This is a genomic window from Ensifer canadensis, assembly GCF_017488845.2.
Classification (GTDB): domain Bacteria; phylum Pseudomonadota; class Alphaproteobacteria; order Rhizobiales; family Rhizobiaceae; genus Ensifer; species Ensifer canadensis.
Genome location: NZ_CP083370.1, coordinates 1,177,231 through 1,200,792, shown reverse-complemented (window position 1 = coordinate 1,200,792; position 23,562 = coordinate 1,177,231). Strand labels below are relative to the sequence as shown.

The window sequence follows — 23,562 nt, the reverse complement described above, 5'->3', positions numbered from 1 at the left end:
TTCCCGGGCGCAATTTTCGCGCTTCTTTATACCAAGCCGTCCGCTATTCCAACCCCCTGCCCGGCCTGTGCCGGACAATCAGGCCGTCAAATCTTCATAAGCCCGGTAGATGGCGAGGAAGTCTTCGGCTTTCAAGCTCGCACCACCGATCAGCGCGCCATCGACGTTGGCAACGCCCATCAATTCGCGGGCATTGGACGGCTTGACCGAACCGCCGTAGAGAATGCGCATCTTGCCGCCGGCACCACCGAACCGCGACACCAGTTCCTGGCGCATGAAGGCATGCGCCTCTTCGACGTCGGCAGTCGTCGGCGTCAGACCCGTACCGATCGCCCAGACCGGCTCATAGGCAATGACAGTGTTTTCCGCCGTGGCGCTGTCGGGCAGGCTTTCGGCAAGCTGACGCTTGAGCACGTCGAGCGTCTTGCCCACCTGTCGCTCGTCACCGGTTTCGCCAATGCAGACGATGGCGACCAGTTCGGCGGCGTGGGCGGCGTCCGTCTTGGCGCGCACCAACCCGTCATGCTCGGCATGGTCGGTGCGTCGCTCGGAATGGCCGACGATCACATGGGTGCCGAAGCAATCGGCGATCATTTCGGCAGAAACTTCGCCGGTATGTGCGCCGGACTGCTTCTGATGGCAATCCTGGGCGCCGATCATCAGCGGGCTATCGTCGCAAAGCGCGGTCGCAACATAGAGTAACGTCGCGGGCGGGCAGATCAGCGTCTCGACCTTGCTCGACAGATCGCCCTTGACCCCTTCGGCCATCGCCTTGATCTGATCGAACGATGCGCGCGTTCCGTTCATCTTCCAGTTTCCGGCGACGAGCGGGCGGATGTCAGGCGTCATGAAATTTCCTCCGGGTCAGGTCATTTTCTCGGCAAGCGGCCTAGCAAATGCAGCCGGCAAAGGAAAGCATCCGTCGCTGAATATTCCGGAAGGACCAAAACGATCGGCCCGGCCGGTGGTCTCTCGCATTGCAGCGCCGCGCGTTAAGTATGACGCGCAAAGGATGCTGTAACGCTTTCAACCTGCTGAATAATATCGTCCTTGGATCGATTCCGAATTAAGGATCTATATGCGGGCGACGGTGCGAGCCATGTGGATCACCGCAAAAGGCAATCCTTCATCATCCCTCTCCTGTCGGCCCGTGACGACAAAGCCGCGACGGTGATAGAATTCGACCGCGCTCGCGTTGTCGGCGTAGACGCTGACGTCGAGATGACCGAGCCGCGTCGCGGCGTGTTCGATCAGTCCGCGGCCGATGCCGGCGCCATGGACTTCGGGATCGACGAACAACCCGCCGACAAAATTGTCGATCAGCCCGATGAAGCCCGCCGGATGCCCACCGACCTCTGCGACCCAATTGTCGGCCATCGGCAGGTACGTGTCGCGGACGATCTGCAGCTGGGTGACCAGCCGCTCTTCGCCGAGAAAGGGATGCCCGATGCGCGAGGCGGACAGCCAGATGGCCACCAGCCGGTCACGATCTTCCGCGCGGTAAGGCCGGATCACCGTTTCTGAGAGCCGATTGGCCTCGTGTTGGTCGTTTTGCATGTCTCTCTCATAAGATATTCTGAGCGGCAACCCGCCGAGCGCCGCCAGTGATGCCTCTTTCAGGCCGCAAACTTGAGCACGGCCTCCGGCTCTTCGCCGTAGCTATCGCCTGTCAGAACAAAGCCCAACCCCTTGTAGAAACCTTCTGGGCTCGCCTCACCCAGTCCGCAGCTGGTGTAGAGCTCGCGGATGCCACGCGCCTTGAGGTCGCGCACGACGAGTTCGATCGCCTTCTTGCCGATGCCCTTGCCCTGAAATGGACGGGCTATCATGAAGCGCCAGAGGTAGACGCCCGGGCAATCGATGCCGTCGTCCCAATCCGATCCCTGGTGCAGCATGATGAAACCGACGAGCGTCTCCTCGGCGTAGATCGCGCGGAACCAGGCATTCTCGGAGAAATGCGCTTCCGCAATCGAGGTGCCGTTGTCGGCGACCATATTGCGCTGTCCTTCGCTCAGCGTTTCGCTGAGCTCGCAGACCTCGCAAACGGTAAGCGCGGAGATACGGCGGAAGGTAATTTCTGCATCAGACGGCAATGCATGTTCGCTCATAAGCGACTCCTGAAAATCAAATGGATGAAAACGAGGACCAAGCCAAAAAGGCCGGCCGCGGTTTTAGATCGTCCGCCAACGATTTGAGCCAACGCTCAAATTGGACATATGATCAAATCTGCGCTATGTCAATCGCATACAACCGGAGACTGAATATGGTGTACATGACCCGCCTCGCCCGGCGCGAGGCGATCATTGCGGCGGCCATCGCCGTCATGCTGAAGGACGGCTTCGACGGGATGACGACACGTCGGGTTGCAGCCGAAATGGGAGCGGCCAACGGCATCATCCACCATCACTTCAAAACGGCAAGCGACCTCAAGTGTGCGGCCTTCCTGCATTACGAGGCTGCGGCCCGTGCCGAGTTCGTGGAGATGCGCCCTGCACTCAGTGCGACGGCAGCGCTCAAGCTCTTCGTCAGTGACCACACGGACGATACACGGGAAAGCGGTATGCGGTTCTGGGCGGAGGCATGGCGGGCAGCCCAGGCCGACCCAGAATTGGCCGGCGCTTACGCCCGGGCCGTTTCCGGCTGGCATCGTCTGCTTTGCGGCATCATTGCGGACGGTGTCGCGGCGGATGAATTCCGTGCAGGCGTGCTCGCAGAAACGATCTCCTGGCGGATCCTCGGTCTCGGAATTGGCCTTTCCAGCATGGCAGTGCTGCCTATGCCGCTGCTATCGCCGACAACCGTGCGCCGCCTGATGATGCAGGCCGTCGCGGACGATCTCGGCATCTCGTTTCAGGAGATAACCGGGGCATCCTGACCTATACCAAACCTGCGCTGATATTGACCTATTGCGTGGGACCGTGTGCGGTCATCCGGCGAGGAGCGGACCTGAGAGCGATGCCTTGGCATCGGTCGAGGATTGCGACGCTGCCAGTGGGCGACAGACGGCCCGCCCGAAGGGCCGGGCACTTTTGCCCCTTGATGGCGTTGACAATCCTCACCGGACCACGCGGTCCGGCTGCGGTTATCTCCTTGCCGGAAACCAAAATCGCTCCGGCGCAATCGGTCAATATCAGCGCAGGTTGGTATTACGCCTTTGCCGCAAGTGCCTTGCGGATATCAGCCACGTGCTGTCGGTCGAACAGGTCGAACACCTCGTCCCCCGTCAGCCGTTGGACGTCCTGGATATGGGGATAGGCATGCTCAGCCTCACCGAGCGCCAGATAGGAGCGGGCGATGGTCATCGACCCGAGCGGCTGGCGCAGTGAAAGCGTCCATTCGCGAACGAGTTTCGAAACAGCGATGCTCTCGCGGTGAAGCCTGACATCGTGGAGCGCGGCACCGTAACCGCCTTTGACCCAATAATAGAGGTCTTCCCCCTCGAAGTTCGCGTCCGCCAGTTGCGCCGCATTGCTCGAGCGATTCTGCGAACCGATGCTCCGCCCCCAGCGCGATGCCGGCGTTGGCATGTTTCAACACCACGTTTTCAAGTGGGATCATCTCGGTCGTCGCGCTATTCTGCGTCATGTCTCATGTTCCGCAATACGTTGGATCTGCAACCATCAGACCAGCCCGTCGACTGCCCTGCGCGGAGCAGATGAGATATCTTTCGACTGTATCAACAGGATCGGCCTGCGAATTTACGGTATCGTCGGAGAATAAAAGATGGGGCCAACGGGTCTTATCCGGGTGACGAAGGCGAATATTTCGTCCGAATGCCGCAGGAGCGTGCCATGCTGCAAAACAGCAAGTCTACATTCGGCTGGGTGACGATCATCCTCCATTGGCTGATCGCCATGTCGATCCTTGGCCTACTGGCACTCGGCTTTGTCATGCGCAGGCTATCCCTGGATCCAGCCCTGCAGTTCTCGCTCTACCAATGGCACAAATCCTTCGGCTTCACCGTGCTTGCCCTCGCCGCGCTACGCGCCGTCTGGCATGTGCTCGATAGGCAACCACAGGCGCCTTCAGGCCTTTCCGTGCTCGAACGACGCGCGGCCCGGACCACGCATGCAATCCTGATCGGCCTGACCATAGCCGTGCCCCTTGCCGGTTGGGCGGTTGCGTCGACCTCGACGCTGAACATTCCAAGCTTCTATTTCGACTGGTTCGTCATCTCGCATCTGCCGATGGCGAAATCGGAAGCAGCCGAGAGCTTCTGGACGTCGACCCACGCAATCCTCGCCTACGCGACGCTGGCTCTTGTCGCGCTCCACGCGATGGCCGCGCTCTACCATCACATGGTGCGCCGCGACGAAGTTCTGGTTCGCATGCTGCCGACGCGACTGCTGCGGCGCGGCGAGGTCGAAAAGACCAAGGGCAGTCAGGTCATTGCCAAGAGGAAGTGAACCATGATCAAGCAGCAATCGAAGGCAACGCCAACAGCATTGGCACTTGGCGTCGTGCTTGCCACGACGTTCGGACCAAGCGCCACAAGTGCCAGTGCGCCGCAACTCTCGGACGCTGCCGGCAGCTACGGCATCACCGGTGCGTCACGTGTGCATTTCTCCGTTGCGCAAGTCGGTGGCGGCGGCATCATCGGCGACTTCGGCAAGTTCTCCGGCAATTTCCGTATCGATGGCAATAACATCGCCCGTTCGTCGGTCGAGTTCACCCTCTACCCGGAAAGTGTCGAGACGGGAGAAAGCCGCGTCGAAGATTTCCTGAAGTCGAGTGCGGTCTTCGACAGCGCGACCTATCGCACCGTCACCTTCCGCTCGACCAGCGTCAAGCAGACCGGCCCGGACACGGCCGCCGTCGAAGGCACGTTGACGGCGCGCGGCAAAGCGCGGAAGGAACGGTTCTCCGTCAAGCTGATGGACTGGAACAGCCGGTCGATCTCCTTCATAATCCGCGGCAGCATCTTTCGCTCACCCTACGGCATGGACGTCGGCACGCCGATCTATTCCAATGTCGTCGAATTCGACATGAACATAAAAGGGCAGAAGCACTAAGCTCCTGCCCTTCGAGGTATTTTTGGGTTTCCGCTCAGCCGCCGATCTGGCTACCGAGGAAATCCTTGACGATATGCACGATGCCGCGGCCAAGAAGCTCATCCAGTGCCGCGATGAACTGGTCGACGTGCGCGCGCTCGCAGATCAGCGGCGGCTCGAGCCGGATGACATTGCGATTGTATTCGGTAAAGGCAACCAGCACGTCGTAGTCGCGCAGAAGCAACGCACCGATGAAGCCAGAGAGCGAGCCCTTCAGCTTGTCATCCAACACGGAAACGACCGGACGCAGAACCATCGGCAACGTCTGGCTGAAATCCTGGAACTCCAGGCCAACCATCAGTCCCTTGCCGCGTACGTCCTTGATGATCTTCGGATATTTTTCCTTCAGCGCCTGCAGGCGTTCAAGCAGATAGTCGCCGCTGTCAGCGGCGCGATCGATCAGATGATCGTCGTAGAGCACATTGATGCCCTCGATCGCGGTGACGCAGGCTTCGCCCATGCCACCGAAGGTCGCCATGGCGTGGATCATCGCCGTCTTCGATGTGCCATAAGCCTTCATGTAGACGTCGCGGCGGGCGATCATTGCGCCAACCGCCGCCTTGCCGGCACCGAGCGACTTGGCGAGCGCGGTGACGTCAGGAATGACGCCATAATGCTCGAAAGCATAGAAGCGACCCGAACGGCCATAACCGCACTGCACTTCATCAGCGACCCACAGGACGCCATAGCGATCGCAGAGCGCACGCAGCTGCTGCCAGTACTCGGCCGGCGCCTGGATGATGCCACCGCCGCCCTGGATCGTCTCGAGCACGATCACGCCGATTTCGGGATCGGACTTGAAGGCGTTCTCGACGGCTTGGATATCGGCGAAGGGAACGCGGACCGTGTTGTCGGCAACCCTAAACTCGGCGCGGTAAAGCTGGCCGTCGGTAATGGCAAGCACGCCCTTGGTTTTCCCATGGAAGGAATTTTCCGCGTAGACGACCTTCGGACGCTTCGGGCCGGCGGCGCGCTCGGCGAGCTTGACGGCTGCCTCCATCGCCTCGGAACCGGAGGAACCGAGGAAGACCATGTCGAGATCAGCAGGCGAGCAGGCGGCAATGTTCTTGGCGAGCGCCGATGCATATTGCGACATGAAGGCGATCGCAATTTCGTGGCGCTTCTCGTCCTGGAACTTCTGGCGTGCTTCGAGAATACGCGGATGGTTGTGGCCGAAGGCCAGCGAACCGAAGCCGCCGAAGAAGTCGAGAATCTTCCGACCGTTCTGATCGGTGTAGTACATGCCCTCGGCGCTTTCGATCTTCACCTTGTGAAAGCCGAGCAGCTTCATGAAGTGAAGCTGACCAGGGTTGAGATGGTCCTTGAAGGCGGTCGTGATGTCCCCGATCGACATGGCTTTCGCCTGCTCGACCGTGATCAGATTTGGCCTTGCGACCCCGCCTTCGATCGACGGCGCCGAGACGCCTGTGCGGTTCGGTCTATCCAGCATTGTCATTCCCCTCACTCGGCCGGTACGGCTGCGGCGTTTTGCATGGCAGCGCCGGATTTCTTGGCCCGATACTCGTCATAGGCGGCAATCAGCATGTCGCCATCGTTGAACTCCGGCCGCCAGCCGAGCTGATGCTTCAGCTTGCCCGTTTCACGGACGCAAAGTTCGTCGGCAATCAGGTACTGCTCCGGATCCATGATCGGCTTGTTGATCAGATCGAACAGCGCCAGTGTCTGCTTCACTGCGAAGCCAGGCGTCGGCAGCAGGAAGGACTTTGAATCGGCGTGCTTGATCAGGTTGCCGAGAAGCTCACGCACCGAAGGAGGACTATCCGAGCCGAGGTTGTAGGCCTCGTTGGGCACGCCACCCTTCCAGGCGAGCCGCGCCGCTTCGGCGCAGTCGAACACCGAGATGAACTGGTACGGTACCCTGCCCGAACCGATCATCGGCACCGGCAGGTTCATGTCGATCAGCTTGAACAGTTTTTCGAGGATACCGAGGCGGCCGGGTCCGATGATCAGGCGTGGGCGGAAGATCGAGATGTTCATGCCCTGCTTGCGCCATTGAGCGGCAAGTTGCTCCGTTGCCCACTTCGATTTTCCGTATTCGCCGAGCGGCTTTGCCGGATGGTCCTCGGTCTGCGGCGACTGCACCGTGTGGCCGTAGATCATGTCCGTGGTGAACTGAACGAGACGCGACGCATTGGCTGCGCCCATGGCCTTCATGATGTTCTCGGCACCGTAGTAGTTGACCGGCCAGAAGAAATCCCAGCGCTTCGAACGGATCTGCAACGGTGACAGCATCTTGGCCGCCATGTTGTAGACCATGTCGTCAGGGCCGATACCGACCTTCAGCACATCGCTCATCTGCGTCACATCGCAATGGACGAAGCGGGCACGGTTGTAGTGCGGCAGATCGGACTTGACGATATCGGCGACCACGACCTCCTCGCCATCCTGAACGAGGCGCTGCGCCAGATGCCGGCCGACGAAACCGTCGCCACCAAAGATAATATGCTTCATGACTTGCTCCCGAAATCTGCTGTTCTTGCACCAGCCGTATCGATCGACTTTTCGTCGCCATGGGATGACATGCCCGACTGGGCGATCAGAACCGTTCCAACGCAGATGAGCGCGATGCCGGCGATGCGCCAGGCATTGAGGTCCTCGCGGAAGACGAAGTAGGCGAAGATCGCAACCGCCACATAGGCCAGGCTCAGGAACGGATAGGCGAAGGAAAGCTCTACCTTCGACAGCACATAGAGATGCGATGCCATCGAGATGACAAAGGTCGCGAGACCCGCGAAGACCCATGGATTGAAAACGATCTGGAACAGGCGAACAATCGCCGTCTCTGCCGTCATCGAGATCGGCCCGAGTGACATCATGCCCTGTTTCAGCATCAACTGTGCCGCCGCATTGGTCAGCACAGTGAAGAGAATGAATGGAATATATTTCATAGTTTTACCCCCAGTCCCGGGGAAGTACCTACACGCGAGAGACGCATATTCAGTGAAGTTCGCGTGTTTAATTTAATAAAATTGTCGGCATTCTCACTTTGGCAAAGCCAGCGCCGTGCGGCGCCAGAAGTTCGACGTCAGCGCTGGATCGCGCAAAGCCTCAAGCTCCCTCCAGGAAGTGAAAGATTTTTCAAAGACTTGCGGGCTCATACGCGCATCCTTGTAAGGATTGATCGCGCCCCCGGCTTCGACAACGATTGCATCCAGCCTGTCCAGCAGCTTAACCGTCCGTTCACCTTGATTGGCGAAGTCGAGCGTCAAAGTAAAACCAGGCCGCGGAAACGATAGGAGCCCGCGGGAGGCGACGTCCCCGAAGCGCTTCAAGACGGTCAGGAACGATGCGTGTCCGGCACGGCGCGCGGTCTCCATCAGCGTCGCGGTGATCTCCCGCGCATTCTCGGCGGGATAGACGCTCTGGTGCTGATACAGACCTTTGGGGCCGTACAGCCTGTTCCACGCGCCGATGGCGTCGAGCGGATAGAAATAGGAAGTCCACGGCACCGTCGACACGGCCTCGCCCGGTTTCTGCTTGCGGAAATAGTATTCGTTGAAGGCCTTGAGCGTCGCTGAATTGAGCAGGTTGAACGGTGGCGAAAACGGCACCGAGAGCTTCATGCCTTTCGGCATATCGGGAAGCTCGCAAGAGCCATCGGCATGGTCGCCGGCCAGCAGAACCCCACGGCCCATACGCCGTCCCGTTGCAAGCTGGTCGATCCAGGCGACTGAGTATTCGTGTTCTTCGTCGACGCGATCGACGAGACCAAAGTATTCGTCGAGATTATCGAAGCGGATCGCGTGCTGCTGCACATGCGGCGACGGCACCTTGGTGAGGCGAAGACTGACGGTCAGGATCAAGCCGGTGAGCCCCATTCCGCCGATCGTGGCGGAAAACAGCTCCTGGTTCTCCGCCGGAGTGCAGGCCAGGTGCTCGCCATTGGAACGCAGGAGCGTAAAGCCAGTCACATGATTGCCGAAGGTACCGCGGGCATGGTGGTTCTTGCCGTGGACATCGTTGGCAAGCGCGCCGCCAACGGTGACAAAAGCCGTACCTGGTGTCACGGGAAGAAAGAAGCGGTGCGGAATGGCGCGGGCCAAAACGTCGCCAAGGGTAACGCCGGCTTCGCAGGTCATCATCCCTGTGCCCGGATCGAAGGCGATTATGCGCGCGTGTCGACGGTTGTCGATCAGCATGCCGCGATCGTTATGGCAGCTGTCGCCGTAGCTGCGGCCGTTGCCGAACGGCAGGAAGGCATCGGGCTCGATATTGCCGATGCGATCTTCGTAGTCGTCGGGTGAAATGCCCTGTCGTGGCCGACGGTCGAGCCGGCCCCAACTTTCGTAGTCTTGTGTGTTCATTGCGGCCCGACGGCTCCGAAAAGAATAAGTAACGCCCCGATCAGCATGGTCAGCTGGCTGCGCCAATCGCGCATGATGAAGACCACCGGATCCTCGTGCAGCATGCCACGGCGCGCCAGCATCCAGATCCGAAGGAGCATATAAAGCACCAGCGGGCAAAGCGGCCACAATGCCCACGGCGTCGTGTACATTTCCTGCAGTTCCTTGCTGTGCACGTAAAGCGCAAGCACCAGAGCGGAAGTGAAGGCTGAGGCCACGCCTGCCTGCCCGACCATCTCGAAATCGACCGCGAGATAGCCGCGCCCGGGAACGGCACCGCCGTCCTTGTTGTCGAATTCATGCAGTTCGACGTAGCGCTTCACCAGAGCCAGGCTGAGGAAAAAGAAGATCGCGAACGACACCAGCCAGAAGGAAAGTTCCGTTCCGGTCGCCGCCGCACCGGCAACGATACGGGTCGTGTAGAGGCCGGCAAGCGTGAACACGTCGACGAGAAGCTTGCGCTTGAGCACAAAGGTGTAGGCCGTCGTAGCACAGGCATAAAACGCCAGCACGCCAGCAAACTTCCACGGAAGGAGAAAGGTCAGCGAAACCGAGGCCAGGGTCAGGCAGACGACCAGCACCAATGCCGTCGGCACCGACATCTGGCCGCTGGCAAGCGGCCGGTTGCGCTTCTTCGCGTGGCGCCGGTCGTTCGCCAGATCGGAGAGGTCGTTGATGACGTAGACGGCGGAGGCCAGGAAGCTGAACGCAAAGAATGCGATGGCAACACTCACCAGCGCATCCAGATGCAGCACCTCATGATTGAGGATCATCGGCACGCCGATCAGCACGTTCTTCGCCCACTGATGGACGCGGATCGACTTCAGCGGCGCAAGCATGCTCACTTTGCCGGTGTCGAGTTTCTCGGCATCGTGACTACGACGCCATTTCTCAGCCGCCGCATCGGGTGCCACGACGATTGCCCGGCGCGACGCCTCGAAGACCGCGATGTCGTCGCGGCTGTTGCCCATATAGTCGAAGCCACCTTCGCCGAACCGTTCCACCAACGCATCACGCTTTCGGCTGCTGGTCAGATTGAGTGCCTCCGACGAATGCATGATCGAAGAAAAGAGCCCGATATGCGCTTCGACCTCTCGCGCGACGGAAGGTGCAGCACCGGTAACCAGCACGATGTCGCGTCCTTGGGCCTTTTCGGCGGCCAATCGAGCAAGGACGGCCTGGCGATACGGCCAGTCCGCCGCCATTCGTCCGGAGCGCAAGGCAACCTCATGTTTCAGACGCGCCTTGCCCTGCGATAGCCACATGAGCATCGGGAAGAGCATCAGCGGATTGCGCAAAACGATGATCGCAGCACCTTCCCACAGTGTGTCGGCAGCCAGTAAGGTGCCATCCAAGTCGACACACAACGGAATTTGCCGTGTTTCGATATGCGCATTCATGAAATCTACCCCAGCAATATCTGCCGGGGATAATCGCGCCGATCACTTTCAAAGGTGGAAATAAGCAGCGCGCCTACACCCGGAAATTGCCGTTCTGGTTAACAAATGCCGAGCCGCGAGCGATGTCCGTCAGCGGCTGCCGATCCAGTTCAAGGCGTCGCGCCAATCGGTCATACGGACCGGCGTTCCATGCGATCCGGTCTCAAAGAGCACGAAGCGGGCCGGATAGCCCTGCCCTTTCAACGCGCTGTACAGCGCCTTCTGGCTCGCTGCCGGATAGACACTATCTCGGCTGCCATGGCTGAAGAACATCGGCAATTTCGCCTTGTAGGCGGCGCTCTTGGTAAAATCAGGATCGGCAGCGCCGCCCATGATCATCATGCCGCCAAGCGCTGCCACAGCGCCCGCGTCACGAGACACACCCCAGCAAATGAAACTGCCCATGGAGGCACAGGCCAGCACGACAGGTCTCCCGCCGGAGCGCTCGGCGGCAAGTTTGACCAGGCCTGCAACGTCCGCGGCCCCGGCCGCATCGAAGGACCGCACGCTCGGCGCGTAATAAACGCCCCCATTGGCGACAGCGAGGTTCTTCAGGCGATTGAAGTTGCCGCCGAAGGAGAAATCATTGGCGCCGAGGCGCCGGTCTCCCCCGCGTCCATGGATGAAAATCACGGTGAATGCTGCGCCGCGCTCCCGACCGACGCGCGTCACGTCGAGCGAGCGCCCGCCAACATCGAGCGTCTCGTTGACCTGCTCGCCTTTGACACCCAACGAGACGAAGGCGCGTTTGACGCGCCGCTCCGGAATTTCGTCGCGTTCATTGATATCGCGCAGTTCCTGATAGTCGACGACGCGGTAGTCACCGCCCTCGCTCTCCTCCAGCACCTTGCCGTATGAAAACAGATCGTCCTTGTAGGGCTTAAGCACCTGCGCCTCGGCGCAAACGATCGAGCTTGCAAAAAGGCCGACGGACAGAAAAATGGCGGCAAGCCGGCGAAAGCAAAAATCAGCTGTGGACACGGACAACGAAGGGCTCCCTGGTTCGCGGCAAAGCCTTGCCATCGGCCCGACAGCAAAGCAACAGTTGGTAACAAACGCCGACGCAGAGGCTTTATTTTGCAGGCATCCGGCGCGGCCATTCTCCTTTTGTTCGCACAATCGGCAAGAGTCTGGCAGAATTCGGGTGATTCGAATGACTGGGGATGGCGACAAGACCGAGGTCTTGCTATGGCCTTCAGCACCTCCGCACGACAGGAATGATCTAGACGCCCCATGGACGACAACAGCGACCTCTTCTCCGCAATACCCGAACAACCGAAGCCCGTCGTGGCAGACGCCGCGCCTGTTGCGCGAACGGCGCCGGCTCCGCGTGAAGAACCGCGCCCTGCTCCCAAAGGCAGCGACAGCGGCGACTATGATGCTTCGGCGATCGAGGTGCTGGAGGGGCTGGAGCCTGTCCGTCGGCGTCCGGGCATGTATATCGGCGGCACCGATGAAAAGGCGTTGCACCATCTCTTCGCCGAAGTCATCGACAACTCGATGGACGAAGCGGTGGCGGGGCACGCCAACTTCATCGAAGTCCATCTCGACGCCGACGGCTATCTGTCGGTAACCGACAACGGCCGCGGCATTCCGGTCGAAAACCATCCCAAATTCCCGGGCAAATCGACGCTCGAAGTCGTCATGACGGTTCTGCATGCCGGCGGCAAGTTCGACGGCAAGGCCTATGAAACTTCCGGCGGTCTGCACGGCGTCGGCGTCTCCGTCGTCAACGCGCTGTCGGACGATCTCGAAGTCGAGGTTGCCAGAAATCGCAAGCTCTATCGCCAGCGCTTTTCGCGCGGCGTGCCGCAGGGTGGCCTGGAGGAGCTAGGTGACGTCCACAACCGACGCGGAACGCGGGTTCGGTTTCATCCCGATCCGCAGATTTTCGGACCGCATGCCCGCTTCGAGCCGGCGCGCCTGTTCCGCATGGCACGCTCGAAGGCCTATCTCTTCGGCGGCGTCGAAATCCGCTGGTCGTGTGATCCGTCGCTGCTGCCGGAAGGCTCCGAGATACCGGACCGGGCGGTGTTCCACTTCCCCGGCGGCCTGAAGGACTATCTTGCCGCAACGCTCGGAAAGGAGTTCACGGTTACCCGCGAGATCTTTGCCGGCAAGTCCGAGAAGTCGAACGGCCACGGATCGCTCGAATGGGCCGTCACCTGGTATGGTGGCGACCAGCAAGTCCATTCCTATTGCAACACCATTCCGACGCCTGAAGGCGGGACGCACGAGGCAGGTTTCCGCATCGCGCTCACAAAGGGTCTGAAGAATTACGCCGAGCTGACGCAGAACAAGCGCGCCGCCATTATCACCACCGATGACGTGATGATTTCAGCCGCTGGCATGCTCTCGGTCTTCATTCGCGAGCCGGAATTCGTCGGCCAGACGAAGGACAAGCTGGCAACCGTCGAAGCACAGCGCATCGTCGAAAACGCCCTGCGCGATCCTTTCGATCATTATCTTGCCGACAACCCGGCCGAGGCGGCAAAACTGCTTGAATGGGTGATCGAGCGCGCCGACGAGCGCGTCCGCCGCCGCAAGGAAAAGGAAGTCAACCGCAAGACCGCGGTGCGCAAGCTGCGCCTGCCCGGCAAGCTTGCCGACTGCTCGCAGAACACAGCCGAAGGTGCGGAACTTTTCATCGTCGAAGGGGATTCGGCTGGCGGCTCGGCCAAGCAGGCGCGTAACCGCGCGAACCAGGCCATCCTGCCGCTTCGCGGCAAGATCCTCAACGTCGCCAGCGCCGGTCGGGAAAAGCAGGGCGCCAACCAGCAGATCGGCGACCTGATCCAGGCGCTCGGCTGCGGTACTCGCAGCAAATACCGGGAAGAGGACCTGCGCTACGAACGCATCGTCGTCATGACCGACGCCGACGTCGACGGCGCGCACATCGCCTCGCTGCTGATCACCTTCTTCTACCAGGAGATGCCGGAGCTCATCCGCGGCGGCCACCTCTATCTCGCCGTACCCCCGCTCTACCGCCTGAGCCAGGGCTCGAAGACGCTCTATGCCCGCGACGACGCCCATCGCGAAGAGCTGATGCGCACCGAATTCAACGGCCGCGGCAAGGTCGAAGTCGGCCGGTTCAAAGGTCTCGGCGAGATGCTGCCGGCGCAGCTCAAGGAAACGACAATGGATCCGAAGTTCCGCACGCTGCTCAAGGTCCAAATCGACGACGTCGATTTCGAAGGCACGCGCGAAGCCGTCGACAGCCTGATGGGCACCAAGGCCGACGCACGCTTCCGGTTCATCCAGGAACGCGCCGTGTTCGCGGATAATCTCGATATCTGATCGACCGAGACGTCGCGGTGCCTATGTGTTTACAAGCAGATAGGCACCGTGGGTGAAGCCGATAATGGCACGCCCGAAACGACGGGCGTTGCCCATTTGCGAGGCGCCTTCAAAGACGCCGCTCCGACTATCGATCGAGATCTGCAGGTGTGCGCAGCGCCTTCTCCATGAACAGGCTCAGCGGATCCGGCTGGTAGTTGCCGAAAGGCGGGCGCTCGACATATCCGGCGCTCCTGTAGAGCCCGATTGCTTCCGGCTGGTGAATACCGGTTTCAAGCCGGATGATATCAAGACCGCAGTTCTCGCCGTGCCGCTCGACTGTCTGCAACAAACGCTTTCCGACCTTCAGTCCCCGCGCCTGCGGGTCGACGAACATGCGGTTGATCTCCGCCGAACCATCGCCGGCTTCGACCAGCGCGCAGCAACCGACGACAATTCCATCAAAACGCGCGACGAAGAAGGATACGCTTGGCTTCTCCAGCGTCGGCACATCGACAAGGTGGTTGCTTTCCGCAGGATAGAGCAATGCGGCATAGGCGTCCGACATTTCCAGAAGGCGCAGGATTTCCGGCTGGCGTGGTAACTCTTCGGCGATCGTGACGTCAGGCAATTTTTATCCTCGGCAATGGCTTGGTTCGTTTGCGGTTCTGAAGCGAAACTAACGGCCTGTAGGTCGGCACCCAATACGTCAAATTGCGCAAGGACCAGACCTGCCCATCAATCCGAATGACGCGGCGAAACAAATTGTTTCTGCGCGTTCAGGCCATTGCCCTAATTCCGGAAGAATCACACAGGCAGAAGTCGTGCAACCGGCGCCCAGATGGATACAGCCAGACCATGAAAGCCACCCTGATCGTTATGACCATCCTTGGCTGTGACCACGACGTCAGCCAGTGCCAATATATCTCGACGGTCGACGGGACATGGCCCTCGATCGCCCAATGCGATACGGATTCGCAGAAACAGTTGCCGCGCTTTTCCAATGCCAACTATCCCGTGGTCGTCGCCGTCTGCGAGAGTTCCGGCCCCGGCTTCGCCACCAATGATCCGCAGCCGGAGGTCGTCGCTCCGCTTCCGCAGCCCGAGACGCCGGCGCCGCAGGCAGCAGAGGTGCAACCGACCCTGCCAAAGCGCGCCCTTGCGTTTCTCTCCGGCGCCGTTCCCGACCGTGAGAAGCTGAAGACCCTGGTCAGCAAGCCGGTTCACTACATCGAGGACGGTTATTCCTGGGTGGCGCGGCGGTTCACCGACTGACGCAATCAGGCGGGGTCATTCATCAGGCTTTCGGCGCTCGTGGTTTGGCGGCCAGCACGGCTGGCTGACCTTTCGGCGAATTGACGTCAGGCGGCCTGGCGCGCGGCCAATTGGGCATAGTCGCGGGCAGACTGCCGTTGCTCGGCAAAGGCCAGACGCTCGAGAATTTCCGCCATTGCATTGCAGGCCGGCGAAGGCGCCCTTTGACCGTGCAAGCTTGCGAGCAGCGCGGCACAGACCGAGGCGCGACAATCGTCCGTGCCGGTCGTGCCGTCCTTGCGCCAGAGCAGGACCGCCTCAGCGAACGCTTCGCTGACGTCACGCCCAAGGCCGGCGCTCTCGAACAGGGCGCGAATGGAATGGATGCGGCCGCTCGAGAGGATCGAGCGAACGCGCTTTTCCGTGACGCCAGAGAGATCGACGATGGCTGCCGAGAAAAACTCCGCCCGACCGGTGACAAGTGCATGCAACAGGAACGCCGGCGTCAGGCGACCGGTCCCGCGCAGATGAGCGACGAGGTCAGGCAATTCATCCACAGCCAAAGCGCCGGCCATGCCGACCGCTGCGACGTCGCAGGCCTCGCGCGTGATCCGCTCTACCCGCGTCTTTCCGATCGCCATCTGAACCAGACCGAAGGCGGCGAGAGCTGCCCCCACCTCTTCGACGAGCGCGTGCCGGGCATCGCTTGGCAAGTCGGCGCGGTCCAGCAGCAGATCGCGGATGGCAGCGGAATAGCCGAGACGCTCAGCGATCCGCTTCAACGACCGGCGCGGCAGCTGGGCACCGCCATTTTCAAGCAGGATCAGCATTTCTTCTTCGCCGCCGATTTCAGCGATAGCGGCTGAGACGGAACGTGACACGAATGCGCGGGCCGCAATCAGCGCCCGTGTCTCGACCGAGCCCCGGGCTGCAAGATCGACAAGGTCCTCGTCGGTCAGAACAGGCGAGCGGGAAATGACGATGTAGGCGATTTCCGGCTGGTCTTCGGCAAGCCCGAGAATGATGGCACGAGGAATATCGGAGGATGGCGCGAGCACTTCGGCCAGAGCCGAACGTACCTTCGGAGAGGGATCGTCGAGCAGAAAGGTCATTGCCATTTCGGCAGCCTGACGATCAATACCGTTCATCTGCGCGTCGACATAGGCGCGACCGAGGGCCCGGGCAGCGCGGGCACGATCGCCCGTTCTCGCCGTCTCCACCCAGCGAAGAAATGCTTGTATGATCACCGACGCCCCACTAGACACCCAAAGCCACCTGATGTTGGAAGCCTAGCCGGCAAAGGTTTAAGATTGGTTCACCATGTCCGTTAACCGCTTCAAAACCATGAAACCACTGCTGTTTCAGAGCGCCGGCGCGCCGCTACCGACGTCCGTCGATCTCAACGCTTTCGATGGCATTATTGTCGATCTCGGTTTTGGTGACGATGCACTAGCTCAGCTGGTGGCAGTCGCGCGCGGTGCCTGCCGTGTCTTCGCACGGATCGCTCCAATAAACCGCCTGGCAGCGGAGGACATGGCCTCGCTTCTTCGCAACGACATTAGCGGCGTCCTGCTTTCCGGATGCCGGAGCCGCGCAGATGTGCAGAGGCTCGATGTCATGCTGCGCGTCGCGGAGGCGAACGTAGGCAATCGCCTGCAGCAGGTCGCTATCCTTGCCGAATATGGCTCGGTCCCCGAAAGCGTACTTTCGCCCTACTCCCTTGGCGAAAGCTCGCCGCGTCTCGAAGGAATTATTTTCGATGCCTCTGCGCTGGCGGCGGCTATCGGCTGCAGACCATCGAAGGAGCCGCAGGATGAGGTTCTGGTCGCACCAATCGCCGCCGGGCGCGCCGCTGCTGCTCTTCGCGCCCATGAAGCGGGTCTTGGCTGTTACGAAATGCTGCCGCAAACGGCAGTGACTGAAAAGGCCGTCCGGCGCGCCTTCGCTGCCAGCCGCGCCAATGGCTTTTCTTCCGTGGTCTGCCGCTCGCCGGAGCAAGCGGCATGGCTGGATACAGGCGGCTGACGCTTCCTCCGACTACCCACGCCTCAGCGCGTGGGACGCACCATCTGGAAGACGTCGCCGCCGTCGCAGTAATCCATGTAGCCGAGGCGGGCGAGCGGGCGGACCGTCGCCATGTCGAAACGACCGTCGCGGATCGCCTCGTCGCGAATGTGGATGCCGACCACCTGGCCGATGACGACGTAATTGTCCGAGGGCTCGCCATCGAGCCCCTTTGGCTGGAACATCTCGGTCATCCGGCACTCCAGCGCCGCATAGGCCTCGCCCACGAACGGCGCCTTGACCAACGTCCCGTCAACCGGCGTCAACCCGGCTATCGTAAACTCGCTCTCGCCATGGGGAGCTGCAATCGAGGTCTTGTTGACCGCCTCGCTCAGATTCCGGCTGGCGAAGCTGGCGGTGAATTCGCCGGTGGCCTCGATGTTGCGCACCGAATCCTTGTAGCCGCTCGACGAAAACATCACGAGTTTCGGCCGGTCGCTGATCGCATTGAAAAAGGAATAGGGCGCGATATTCAGCGAGCCGTCCGTGGCGCGCGTGCCGATCCAGCCGATCGGCCGCGGCGAGACGATGGCCTTGAACGGATCATGCGGCAGGCCATGCCTGTTTGCGGCCGTGTCGTAGAACATCAGGCGTCTTCTCCGACCCAGGTGACGATCTCGGCCAGTTCCGGGCGTGGACGCTCCGTTGGCGGGACCGTAGCGGTGCCGATGTGGATAAAGCCGGCGATCTTCTCGCCCGGCTCAACGCCGAGCAACGGATAGGCAGCTTCGTCGAAGGCGTACCATTCGGTCAGCCAATTGGAGGCATAGCCGAGCGCATTGGCCGCCATAAGCAGGTTGAGGCAAACGGCACCGGCCGACATCTGCTGCTCCCATTCCGGGATCTTGAAATGCGGGGCTGCCTTGCTGACGACCGCAACGACGACCGGAGCCCGCGTCATCCGCGTCTCCTCGACCTTGATCATCTCGTCAGACAGATCGGGCTTCTTGGCGAGTGCCATTGTCTTCAGTTCGGCGCTGATGCGCGCCCGCTCTTCGCCGCGGTAAACGATGAACCGCCACGGAGCGAGCTTGCCGTGATCCGGCACACGCGAGGCGAGCTTCAGCATTTCCTCGACTTCAGCTCTACCGGGTCCTGGTTCACCCATCTGAAAAGCGGGAATGGACCGGCGGGACGCGAGATAGTCAACGAGCTTTATTTCGGTTTTCATATTGGGTGAATTCCACTATTTTGCCGCCGACCGGCAGCCACGAAAATGCCATACCGGCGTCTCAAGTGGAGTCACCCAGTCAGGAAGTCAACTGCTCTCATGCGCACCTGCCCTCGTATTTTCATCAGAACCGGTTTGGCGGTCGCACTCGCAAGCATCACCGCCGGCAGCGTCCTGGCGCAGGACGCCACGGAGGCCTTCGAGAGCTTTCCCTCCATTTCCACCACCGGCAAGACGCAGAAGCTGACCGGCTTCAGTCCGCTGACCAGCGACCCGACACAGGGCGGCACACTGAAGGACGTGAAACTCGAGGCGCTTCTGACCGGCAAGGGTCAGCCCGTCGAGGCCGGCCTGACCTGGCGCGTGTTCAGCCCGATCCCCGGAAGCGACGGCAAGCTGCCGCTGCTGGCGACGTCCGAAGGCGGATCGACGGCCTTCAGCCTGGTGCCGGGCGAGTATTTCGTCAACGTCGCATTTGGCCGTGCGGCCGCGACGCGCAAGATCCGCATCCCGGAAGACGGCGTGCTCGACAAGCAGGTACTGGTCCTTGATGCTGGCGGCATGACGTTGAATGCGGTCTCAGGCAGCGATGTGCGCATCCCGCCGGGCGAACTCAGCTTCTCCATCTATTCGTCCGAAACGCAGAGCGATGGCGAACGGGCCTTGATTGCCGCCGACGTGAAGCCCAGCACCGTCCTTCGCCTCGGCGCCGGCACCTATCATGTCAGCTCCAACTACGGCACGACAAATGCGGTGATCACGGCCGACATCCAGGTGGAAGCCGGCAAGCTGACCGAAGCGACGATCCAGCACAAGGCTGCGAAGCTGACGCTGAAGCTGGTCTCCGAGCCGGGCGGCGAAGCCATCGCCGACACCGGCTGGTCGATCCTGACTTCGGCCGGCGACATCGTCGACCAGGAGGAAGGGGCGTTCCCGACGCTGGTTCTTCTCGAGGGCAACTATACGGCTGTCGCAAGAAACAAGAACAAGATCTACCAGCGCGATTTCACGGTGAAGGCCGGCGTCAACACCGATATCGAAGTGCTGCTGACCAATGGCGGCGCGGCCGCAAGCCCGGAAGCAGCCGCGGAAGCACAGGATTGATCTGACGCCGCCAGGCTGACCGTGCGGCAGGCACGCCTGACGCTACGTCAGCCGGCACGCTTGAGGAAACGGCGACGCGGCGGTGCCATCGAAAAGACCGCCTCGTAGATGCGACCGAGCAGATCCTTGCGGTCAGCATGCAAGCAAAGCTCTTCCCAGGTGAGGATATGCCCGATGCGGGCCGCGATCGTCGTGCCCGACAGCCTTCGGAATTCGCGGATCAGGAGAGAGATCCTGAGCGTCAGCGAGACCTTGCTGGCGAGATGGAAGATGCGGCCGTTCTGCCCCTCGAAATAGATCGGTATGACGTTCGCGCGCGCGGCCTGTATCAACTTGGCCGGAAAGATCTTCCACGGCAGATCCTCGGCCCTGCCCCAGCCCGAGCGCGCCGTTGCTACGCCGCCGGCCGGGAAGATCACGATCGTCACGCCGTCCTTCAGCAATCGCACCGCTTCGTGGCGCGTCGCCATGTTCAGCGCCAAGGCCTCCTTCGTCTCCTCGAAGGACACCGGCAGCGAATAGGGCGCCATCTCCGGCACCTTCAACAGCTCGTTGTTGATCAGCACCCGAAACGGCCTGCCGAGTTGCTCGGCAAGCGCCAGAACGGCAATGCCATCGCCGATGCCGAAGGGATGATTGGCAACGATAACCAGGGGGGTGTCCGGCAGGTGCCGAGGCGGCCATTCGCCCTGAAGCCGCAGGCGGACATCGATCAGCTTCAGCATCTCGCCGAAGATCCGGTCGCTCTTGCCGACGACGTCGGATTGCCAACGCGCGTAAAGCTTGACGTATCGGTTGCGACCCGCCAGGCCCTCCATGGAGCGGATGAACCAGCGCTTCAGGCGCCGGTCATTTTCATTTGCGTAAGACAGCTCTTTGAACTGCACGGAAGTCTCCGATGGATGGCCTCCTGCATGCTTCCTTAAATCGTACCCGGTTTAAGGATAGGAACATGCAGCAACTCGAAGTACGACGGCGACCTTTGCGCGTCTGATAAGACGCGCGGCGCTGTAGCATCCGGATATTCCGCTAATATGACAGTTTGCTGACAGAGCGAAGGTCCCGGGGTGTTAACCCCGGGCTTTCTTTTCAGCCTTGCGCTTGAGATCAGGCGCCGTGGCCTCAGCCGAGAGCGAAGCGATCGCCTCGTCGAGCGACATCGCCGTCTGGGCCTGCGAGCCGAGACGCCGGATGTTGACCGAACGCTCTTCCGCCTCGCGCTTGCCGCAAACGACGATGACCGGAACCTTGGTCACCGAATGCTCACGGACCTTGTAGTTGATCTTCTCGTTGCGGAAGTCGGTCTCGACCGTAAGTCCGGCATCACGCAGAAGCTCCGCGACCTCGCGACCATAGTCGTCTGCCTCGGAAGTAATTGTCGCGACGACGACCTGCAGCGGCGAGATCCACAGCGGCATGTGGCCGGCGAAGTTTTCGATCAGAATACCGAGGAAGCGTTCCATCGAACCGCAGATCGCCCGGTGGATCATCACCGGCTGACGCTTCTCGGAATCCTTGTCGATATAGAAGGCGCCAAAGCGCTCCGGCAGGTTGAAGTCGACCTGTGTCGTGCCGCACTGCCATTCGCGGCCGATCGCGTCCTTCAGTGTATATTCGAACTTCGGACCGTAGAAGGCGCCCTCGCCCGGCAGGATGCCGGTCCTGATGCGGCCTTCGGACTGCGCCTCGATCGTCTTCAGCACGTCGGTCATGACGCTTTCGGCGCGATCCCAGAGCTCGTCGGAACCGACGCGCTTATCCGGACGGGTCGACAGCTTGACGACGACTTCCTTGAAGCCGAAGTCCTCGTAGACCGAAAGGATCAGATCGTTGATGCGCAGGCACTCGGCCGCCATCTGCTCGTCGGTGCAGAAGACGTGGGCATCATCCTGGGTGAACCCGCGCACGCGCATCAGCCCGTGCAGCGCACCGGATGGCTCGTAACGATGGACGTTGCCGAATTCGGCCAACCGCACCGGCAGTTCGCGGTATGACTTCAGGCCATGCTTGAAGATCTGGATATGACCCGGGCAGTTCATCGGCTTCAGCGCGAAGACCCGCTCGTCATCGGTGTCGTCGCCGGCGACCGTCACCTTGAACATGTTGTCGCGGTACCAACCCCAGTGACCGGACGTTTCCCACAGCGACTTGTCGAGCACCTGCGGCGCGTTGACTTCCTGATAGGTGTTGGCGAGCCGGCGGCGCATATAGGCCGTCAGCGTCTGGAACAGACGCCAACCCTTGCCGTGCCAGAAGACGACGCCCGGACCCTCTTCCTGGAAATGGAAGAGATCCATCTCGCGTCCGAGGCGGCGATGGTCGCGCTTTTCCGCTTCGGCCAGGATATGCAGGTACTGGTCAAGCTCTTCCTGGGTATGCCAGGCCGTGCCGTAGATGCGGGTCAGCATCGGGTTGTTGCTGTCGCCGCGCCAATAGGCTCCGGCAACCTTCATCAGCTTGAATGCCGTACCGATCTGGCCGGTCGAGGCCATGTGCGGGCCGCGGCAAAGGTCGAACCAGTCGCCCTGATAGTAGATCTTGAGATCCTGGCCCTCCGGGATCGCATCGACCAGCTCTACCTTGTAGGCCTCGCCCTTGTCGGCGAAGACCTGGCGTGCCTTTTCGCGCGGCCAGACTTCCCTGGTGAACGGCTTGTTGCGAGCGATGATCTCCTTCATGCGCTTCTCGATGACCGGCAGGTCGTCGGGCGTGAAGGGCTCGTTCTTGGCAAAGTCGTAGTAGAAGCCGTTGTCGATCACCGGTCCGATGGTCACCTGCGTGCCCGGCCACAGCTCCTGCACGGCTTCCGCCATCACGTGCGCCGCATCGTGGCGGATCAGCTCAAGCGAACGCTTGTCGTCGCGGGTGACGATTTCGATGCGGCCATCGGCGATGGTATCGGACAAGTCGCGCAGCTCGCCATCGAGCGCGATGGCGACGGCCTTCTTGGCCAGCGACTTCGAAATCGACTCGGCGACATCGCGCCCGGTCGTGCCCGGGGCGTATTCGCGGACGGAGCCATCAGGAAATGTAAGGGAAACGGGATTCGACATCATGATCTCCTATCCAGTCCCGCCAACGAATGCGGGTGGTATGGTGTGGTATGACTGACCGGCTTCCGCCGGCTATTTGACGCAGGCCTGATAGAGGTTTTTCGAAACGGAGTAAAGGCAAGGACAGCCTACAGCGCCGCGCGTCTTATCAGACGCGCAAAGGTCGCTGTAGCACTTTGAATGGCTGCATGTTTTTATCCTTAAATCGAATAGGATTTAAGGAAACATGCAGGATGCACGAAGCATCGCGGCGAGGCCCTTAACCGTGTTCCAGTTGCGGAACGTGCCGATGCCGAGACGTTTTTTGGTCAAGGCGCCGAGCAGTTTCGATTCGCTTGCCTGGCCGGTGAAATGAACCCAAAGGTCGCCATCGACGACCGCCAGACGCTCGCCGGCAGTGCAATAGCGTTCGAAATCCGAAGGCACGGCGCCGGAAAGCGGCTCGCGCATCACGCGAACATGGACGCGGGTGCCGTCCTCCTCGCCTTCAACGCGAAACGGATTGGCTGCGGCAAGCCTCAGCCAATCGGAACCAGGACGAACGATGATGTCGACCTGCCGGCCGAACGTCTCGGCGAATGCCGTCTCGAGCGCCGCCTCCAGCTCTCCGACGGCAACCCTGTCCGTTTCGAACAACAGGTTGCCCGTGGCGGCGAGTGTGCGCGGTGACCGGTGACCGAGCCGCTCGGCCATGGCTTTCAGATCACCCATCACAACGCGCCGCCCTTCGCTGAGCACGATACTATAGAGCAGCGCGACGTAGCTGTTCACGCAGGGAACTCCTTG

Annotated in this window: 24 protein-coding genes; 7 read left to right on the top strand and 17 right to left on the bottom strand. The window is 61.0% G+C overall.

The features are described from left to right. Nucleotides 1-78: 78 nt before the first annotated feature. The 3 genes from tpiA to J3R84_RS05910 all read right to left on the bottom strand — a co-directional run bounded on the left by tpiA (nucleotide 79) and on the right by J3R84_RS05910 (nucleotide 2,108). Nucleotides 79-849 carry a triose-phosphate isomerase gene (gene tpiA / locus J3R84_RS05920; RefSeq protein ID WP_025426753.1) on the bottom strand — a complete coding sequence of 257 codons (771 nt, stop codon included), beginning with the start codon at nucleotides 847-849 and terminating at the stop codon, nucleotides 79-81. Between the two features lie 225 nt (nucleotides 850-1,074). After that, nucleotides 1,075-1,557: a GNAT family N-acetyltransferase gene (locus J3R84_RS05915; protein WP_025426752.1), complete on the bottom strand. Its 483-nt coding sequence runs from the start codon at nucleotides 1,555-1,557 to the stop codon at nucleotides 1,075-1,077. Between the two features lie 59 nt (nucleotides 1,558-1,616). Beyond that, nucleotides 1,617-2,108, bottom strand: coding sequence for a GNAT family N-acetyltransferase (locus tag J3R84_RS05910; RefSeq protein WP_057214222.1), 492 nt, complete (start codon nucleotides 2,106-2,108; stop codon nucleotides 1,617-1,619). A 155-nt stretch (nucleotides 2,109-2,263) separates the two neighbouring features. Between J3R84_RS05910 and J3R84_RS05905 the strand changes: the two genes are divergently transcribed. After that, complete coding sequence (locus J3R84_RS05905) at nucleotides 2,264-2,875, top strand: TetR family transcriptional regulator C-terminal domain-containing protein (protein ID WP_025426750.1); 612 nt, start codon at nucleotides 2,264-2,266, stop codon at nucleotides 2,873-2,875. 271 nt (nucleotides 2,876-3,146) lie between these two features. On the opposite strand, the gene J3R84_RS05900 is transcribed toward J3R84_RS05905, so the two are convergent. Further along, nucleotides 3,147-3,527: a hypothetical protein gene (locus tag J3R84_RS05900; protein ID WP_025426749.1), complete on the bottom strand. Its 381-nt coding sequence runs from the start codon at nucleotides 3,525-3,527 to the stop codon at nucleotides 3,147-3,149. A gap of 264 nt (nucleotides 3,528-3,791) precedes the next feature. Here J3R84_RS05900 and J3R84_RS05895 point away from each other — a divergent pair, with 264 nt between their 5' ends. Both J3R84_RS05895 and J3R84_RS05890 read left to right on the top strand, forming a co-directional pair. Then, nucleotides 3,792-4,406 carry a cytochrome b gene (locus J3R84_RS05895; RefSeq protein WP_025426748.1) on the top strand — a complete coding sequence of 205 codons (615 nt, stop codon included), beginning with the start codon at nucleotides 3,792-3,794 and terminating at the stop codon, nucleotides 4,404-4,406. Nucleotides 4,407-4,409: 3 nt separating this feature from the next. Then, the gene (locus J3R84_RS05890) at nucleotides 4,410-5,012 is read left to right on the top strand and encodes a YceI family protein (RefSeq protein ID WP_025426747.1); all 603 of its coding nucleotides are present in this window, start codon (nucleotides 4,410-4,412) and stop codon (nucleotides 5,010-5,012) included. Between the two features lie 34 nt (nucleotides 5,013-5,046). On the opposite strand, the gene J3R84_RS05885 is transcribed toward J3R84_RS05890, so the two are convergent. From J3R84_RS05885 to J3R84_RS05860, 6 genes are all read right to left on the bottom strand, one after another. Further along, nucleotides 5,047-6,501: an aspartate aminotransferase family protein gene (locus J3R84_RS05885; RefSeq protein ID WP_373688495.1), complete on the bottom strand. Its 1,455-nt coding sequence runs from the start codon at nucleotides 6,499-6,501 to the stop codon at nucleotides 5,047-5,049. 11 nt (nucleotides 6,502-6,512) lie between these two features. After that, entirely contained in the window at nucleotides 6,513-7,523 is a 1,011-nt protein-coding gene (locus J3R84_RS05880; RefSeq protein WP_025426745.1) for an NAD-dependent epimerase/dehydratase family protein, read from the bottom strand. Then, complete coding sequence (locus J3R84_RS05875) at nucleotides 7,520-7,960, bottom strand: EamA family transporter (RefSeq protein WP_025426744.1); 441 nt, start codon at nucleotides 7,958-7,960, stop codon at nucleotides 7,520-7,522. The genes J3R84_RS05880 and J3R84_RS05875 overlap by 4 nt, the downstream gene beginning before the upstream one ends. A gap of 93 nt (nucleotides 7,961-8,053) precedes the next feature. Beyond that, nucleotides 8,054-9,376, bottom strand: coding sequence for an FAD-binding oxidoreductase (locus tag J3R84_RS05870; protein ID WP_025426743.1), 1,323 nt, complete (start codon nucleotides 9,374-9,376; stop codon nucleotides 8,054-8,056). Further along, nucleotides 9,373-10,815 (bottom strand): UbiA family prenyltransferase, encoded by a 1,443-nt coding sequence (locus J3R84_RS05865; RefSeq protein ID WP_025426742.1) that lies wholly within the window; start codon nucleotides 10,813-10,815, stop codon nucleotides 9,373-9,375. Before J3R84_RS05865 ends, J3R84_RS05870 begins: the two co-directional genes overlap by 4 nt. A 129-nt stretch (nucleotides 10,816-10,944) precedes the next feature. Then, nucleotides 10,945-11,877 carry an alpha/beta hydrolase gene (locus tag J3R84_RS05860; RefSeq protein ID WP_051509160.1) on the bottom strand — a complete coding sequence of 311 codons (933 nt, stop codon included), beginning with the start codon at nucleotides 11,875-11,877 and terminating at the stop codon, nucleotides 10,945-10,947. 210 nt (nucleotides 11,878-12,087) lie between these two features. Between J3R84_RS05860 and parE the strand changes: the two genes are divergently transcribed. Then, the gene (parE, locus tag J3R84_RS05855) at nucleotides 12,088-14,151 is read left to right on the top strand and encodes a DNA topoisomerase IV subunit B (protein ID WP_025426740.1); all 2,064 of its coding nucleotides are present in this window, start codon (nucleotides 12,088-12,090) and stop codon (nucleotides 14,149-14,151) included. Between the two features lie 127 nt (nucleotides 14,152-14,278). Here the strand turns inward: parE and J3R84_RS05850 are convergent, their stop codons facing one another. After that, nucleotides 14,279-14,761 carry a GNAT family N-acetyltransferase gene (locus J3R84_RS05850; RefSeq protein WP_057214225.1) on the bottom strand — a complete coding sequence of 161 codons (483 nt, stop codon included), beginning with the start codon at nucleotides 14,759-14,761 and terminating at the stop codon, nucleotides 14,279-14,281. A 227-nt stretch (nucleotides 14,762-14,988) separates the two neighbouring features. Between J3R84_RS05850 and J3R84_RS05845 the strand changes: the two genes are divergently transcribed. Continuing rightward, entirely contained in the window at nucleotides 14,989-15,405 is a 417-nt protein-coding gene (locus J3R84_RS05845; protein ID WP_025426738.1) for a hypothetical protein, read from the top strand. Nucleotides 15,406-15,491: 86 nt separating this feature from the next. Here the strand turns inward: J3R84_RS05845 and J3R84_RS05840 are convergent, their stop codons facing one another. Continuing rightward, the gene (locus tag J3R84_RS05840; protein WP_057205100.1) at nucleotides 15,492-16,631 is read right to left on the bottom strand and encodes a DUF2336 domain-containing protein; all 1,140 of its coding nucleotides are present in this window, start codon (nucleotides 16,629-16,631) and stop codon (nucleotides 15,492-15,494) included. Between the two features lie 73 nt (nucleotides 16,632-16,704). Between J3R84_RS05840 and J3R84_RS05835 the strand changes: the two genes are divergently transcribed. Then, the gene (locus tag J3R84_RS05835; protein ID WP_025426736.1) at nucleotides 16,705-17,409 is read left to right on the top strand and encodes an aldolase/citrate lyase family protein; all 705 of its coding nucleotides are present in this window, start codon (nucleotides 16,705-16,707) and stop codon (nucleotides 17,407-17,409) included. Between the two features lie 23 nt (nucleotides 17,410-17,432). On the opposite strand, the gene J3R84_RS05830 is transcribed toward J3R84_RS05835, so the two are convergent. Continuing rightward, nucleotides 17,433-18,035, bottom strand: a complete 603-nt coding sequence (locus J3R84_RS05830; RefSeq protein ID WP_025426735.1) for a flavin reductase family protein — start codon at nucleotides 18,033-18,035, stop codon at nucleotides 17,433-17,435. Next, nucleotides 18,035-18,619, bottom strand: coding sequence for a nitroreductase family protein (locus J3R84_RS05825; protein ID WP_025426734.1), 585 nt, complete (start codon nucleotides 18,617-18,619; stop codon nucleotides 18,035-18,037). Before J3R84_RS05825 ends, J3R84_RS05830 begins: the two co-directional genes overlap by 1 nt. 99 nt (nucleotides 18,620-18,718) lie before the next feature. Here J3R84_RS05825 and J3R84_RS05820 point away from each other — a divergent pair, with 99 nt between their 5' ends. Then, the gene (locus J3R84_RS05820; protein ID WP_057205104.1) at nucleotides 18,719-19,723 is read left to right on the top strand and encodes an RgsD C-terminal domain-containing protein; all 1,005 of its coding nucleotides are present in this window, start codon (nucleotides 18,719-18,721) and stop codon (nucleotides 19,721-19,723) included. Nucleotides 19,724-19,770: 47 nt separating this feature from the next. Here the strand turns inward: J3R84_RS05820 and J3R84_RS05815 are convergent, their stop codons facing one another. From J3R84_RS05815 to J3R84_RS05805, 3 genes are all read right to left on the bottom strand, one after another. Continuing rightward, nucleotides 19,771-20,610: a lysophospholipid acyltransferase family protein gene (locus J3R84_RS05815; protein ID WP_025426732.1), complete on the bottom strand. Its 840-nt coding sequence runs from the start codon at nucleotides 20,608-20,610 to the stop codon at nucleotides 19,771-19,773. A gap of 183 nt (nucleotides 20,611-20,793) precedes the next feature. After that, a complete protein-coding gene (gene thrS, locus J3R84_RS05810; RefSeq protein WP_025426731.1) occupies nucleotides 20,794-22,776 on the bottom strand; it encodes a threonine--tRNA ligase in 1,983 nt (660 codons plus the stop codon). 216 nt (nucleotides 22,777-22,992) lie between these two features. Continuing rightward, nucleotides 22,993-23,547 (bottom strand): DUF1697 domain-containing protein, encoded by a 555-nt coding sequence (locus J3R84_RS05805; protein WP_057205107.1) that lies wholly within the window; start codon nucleotides 23,545-23,547, stop codon nucleotides 22,993-22,995. Between the last annotated feature and the right edge of the window lie 15 nt (nucleotides 23,548-23,562).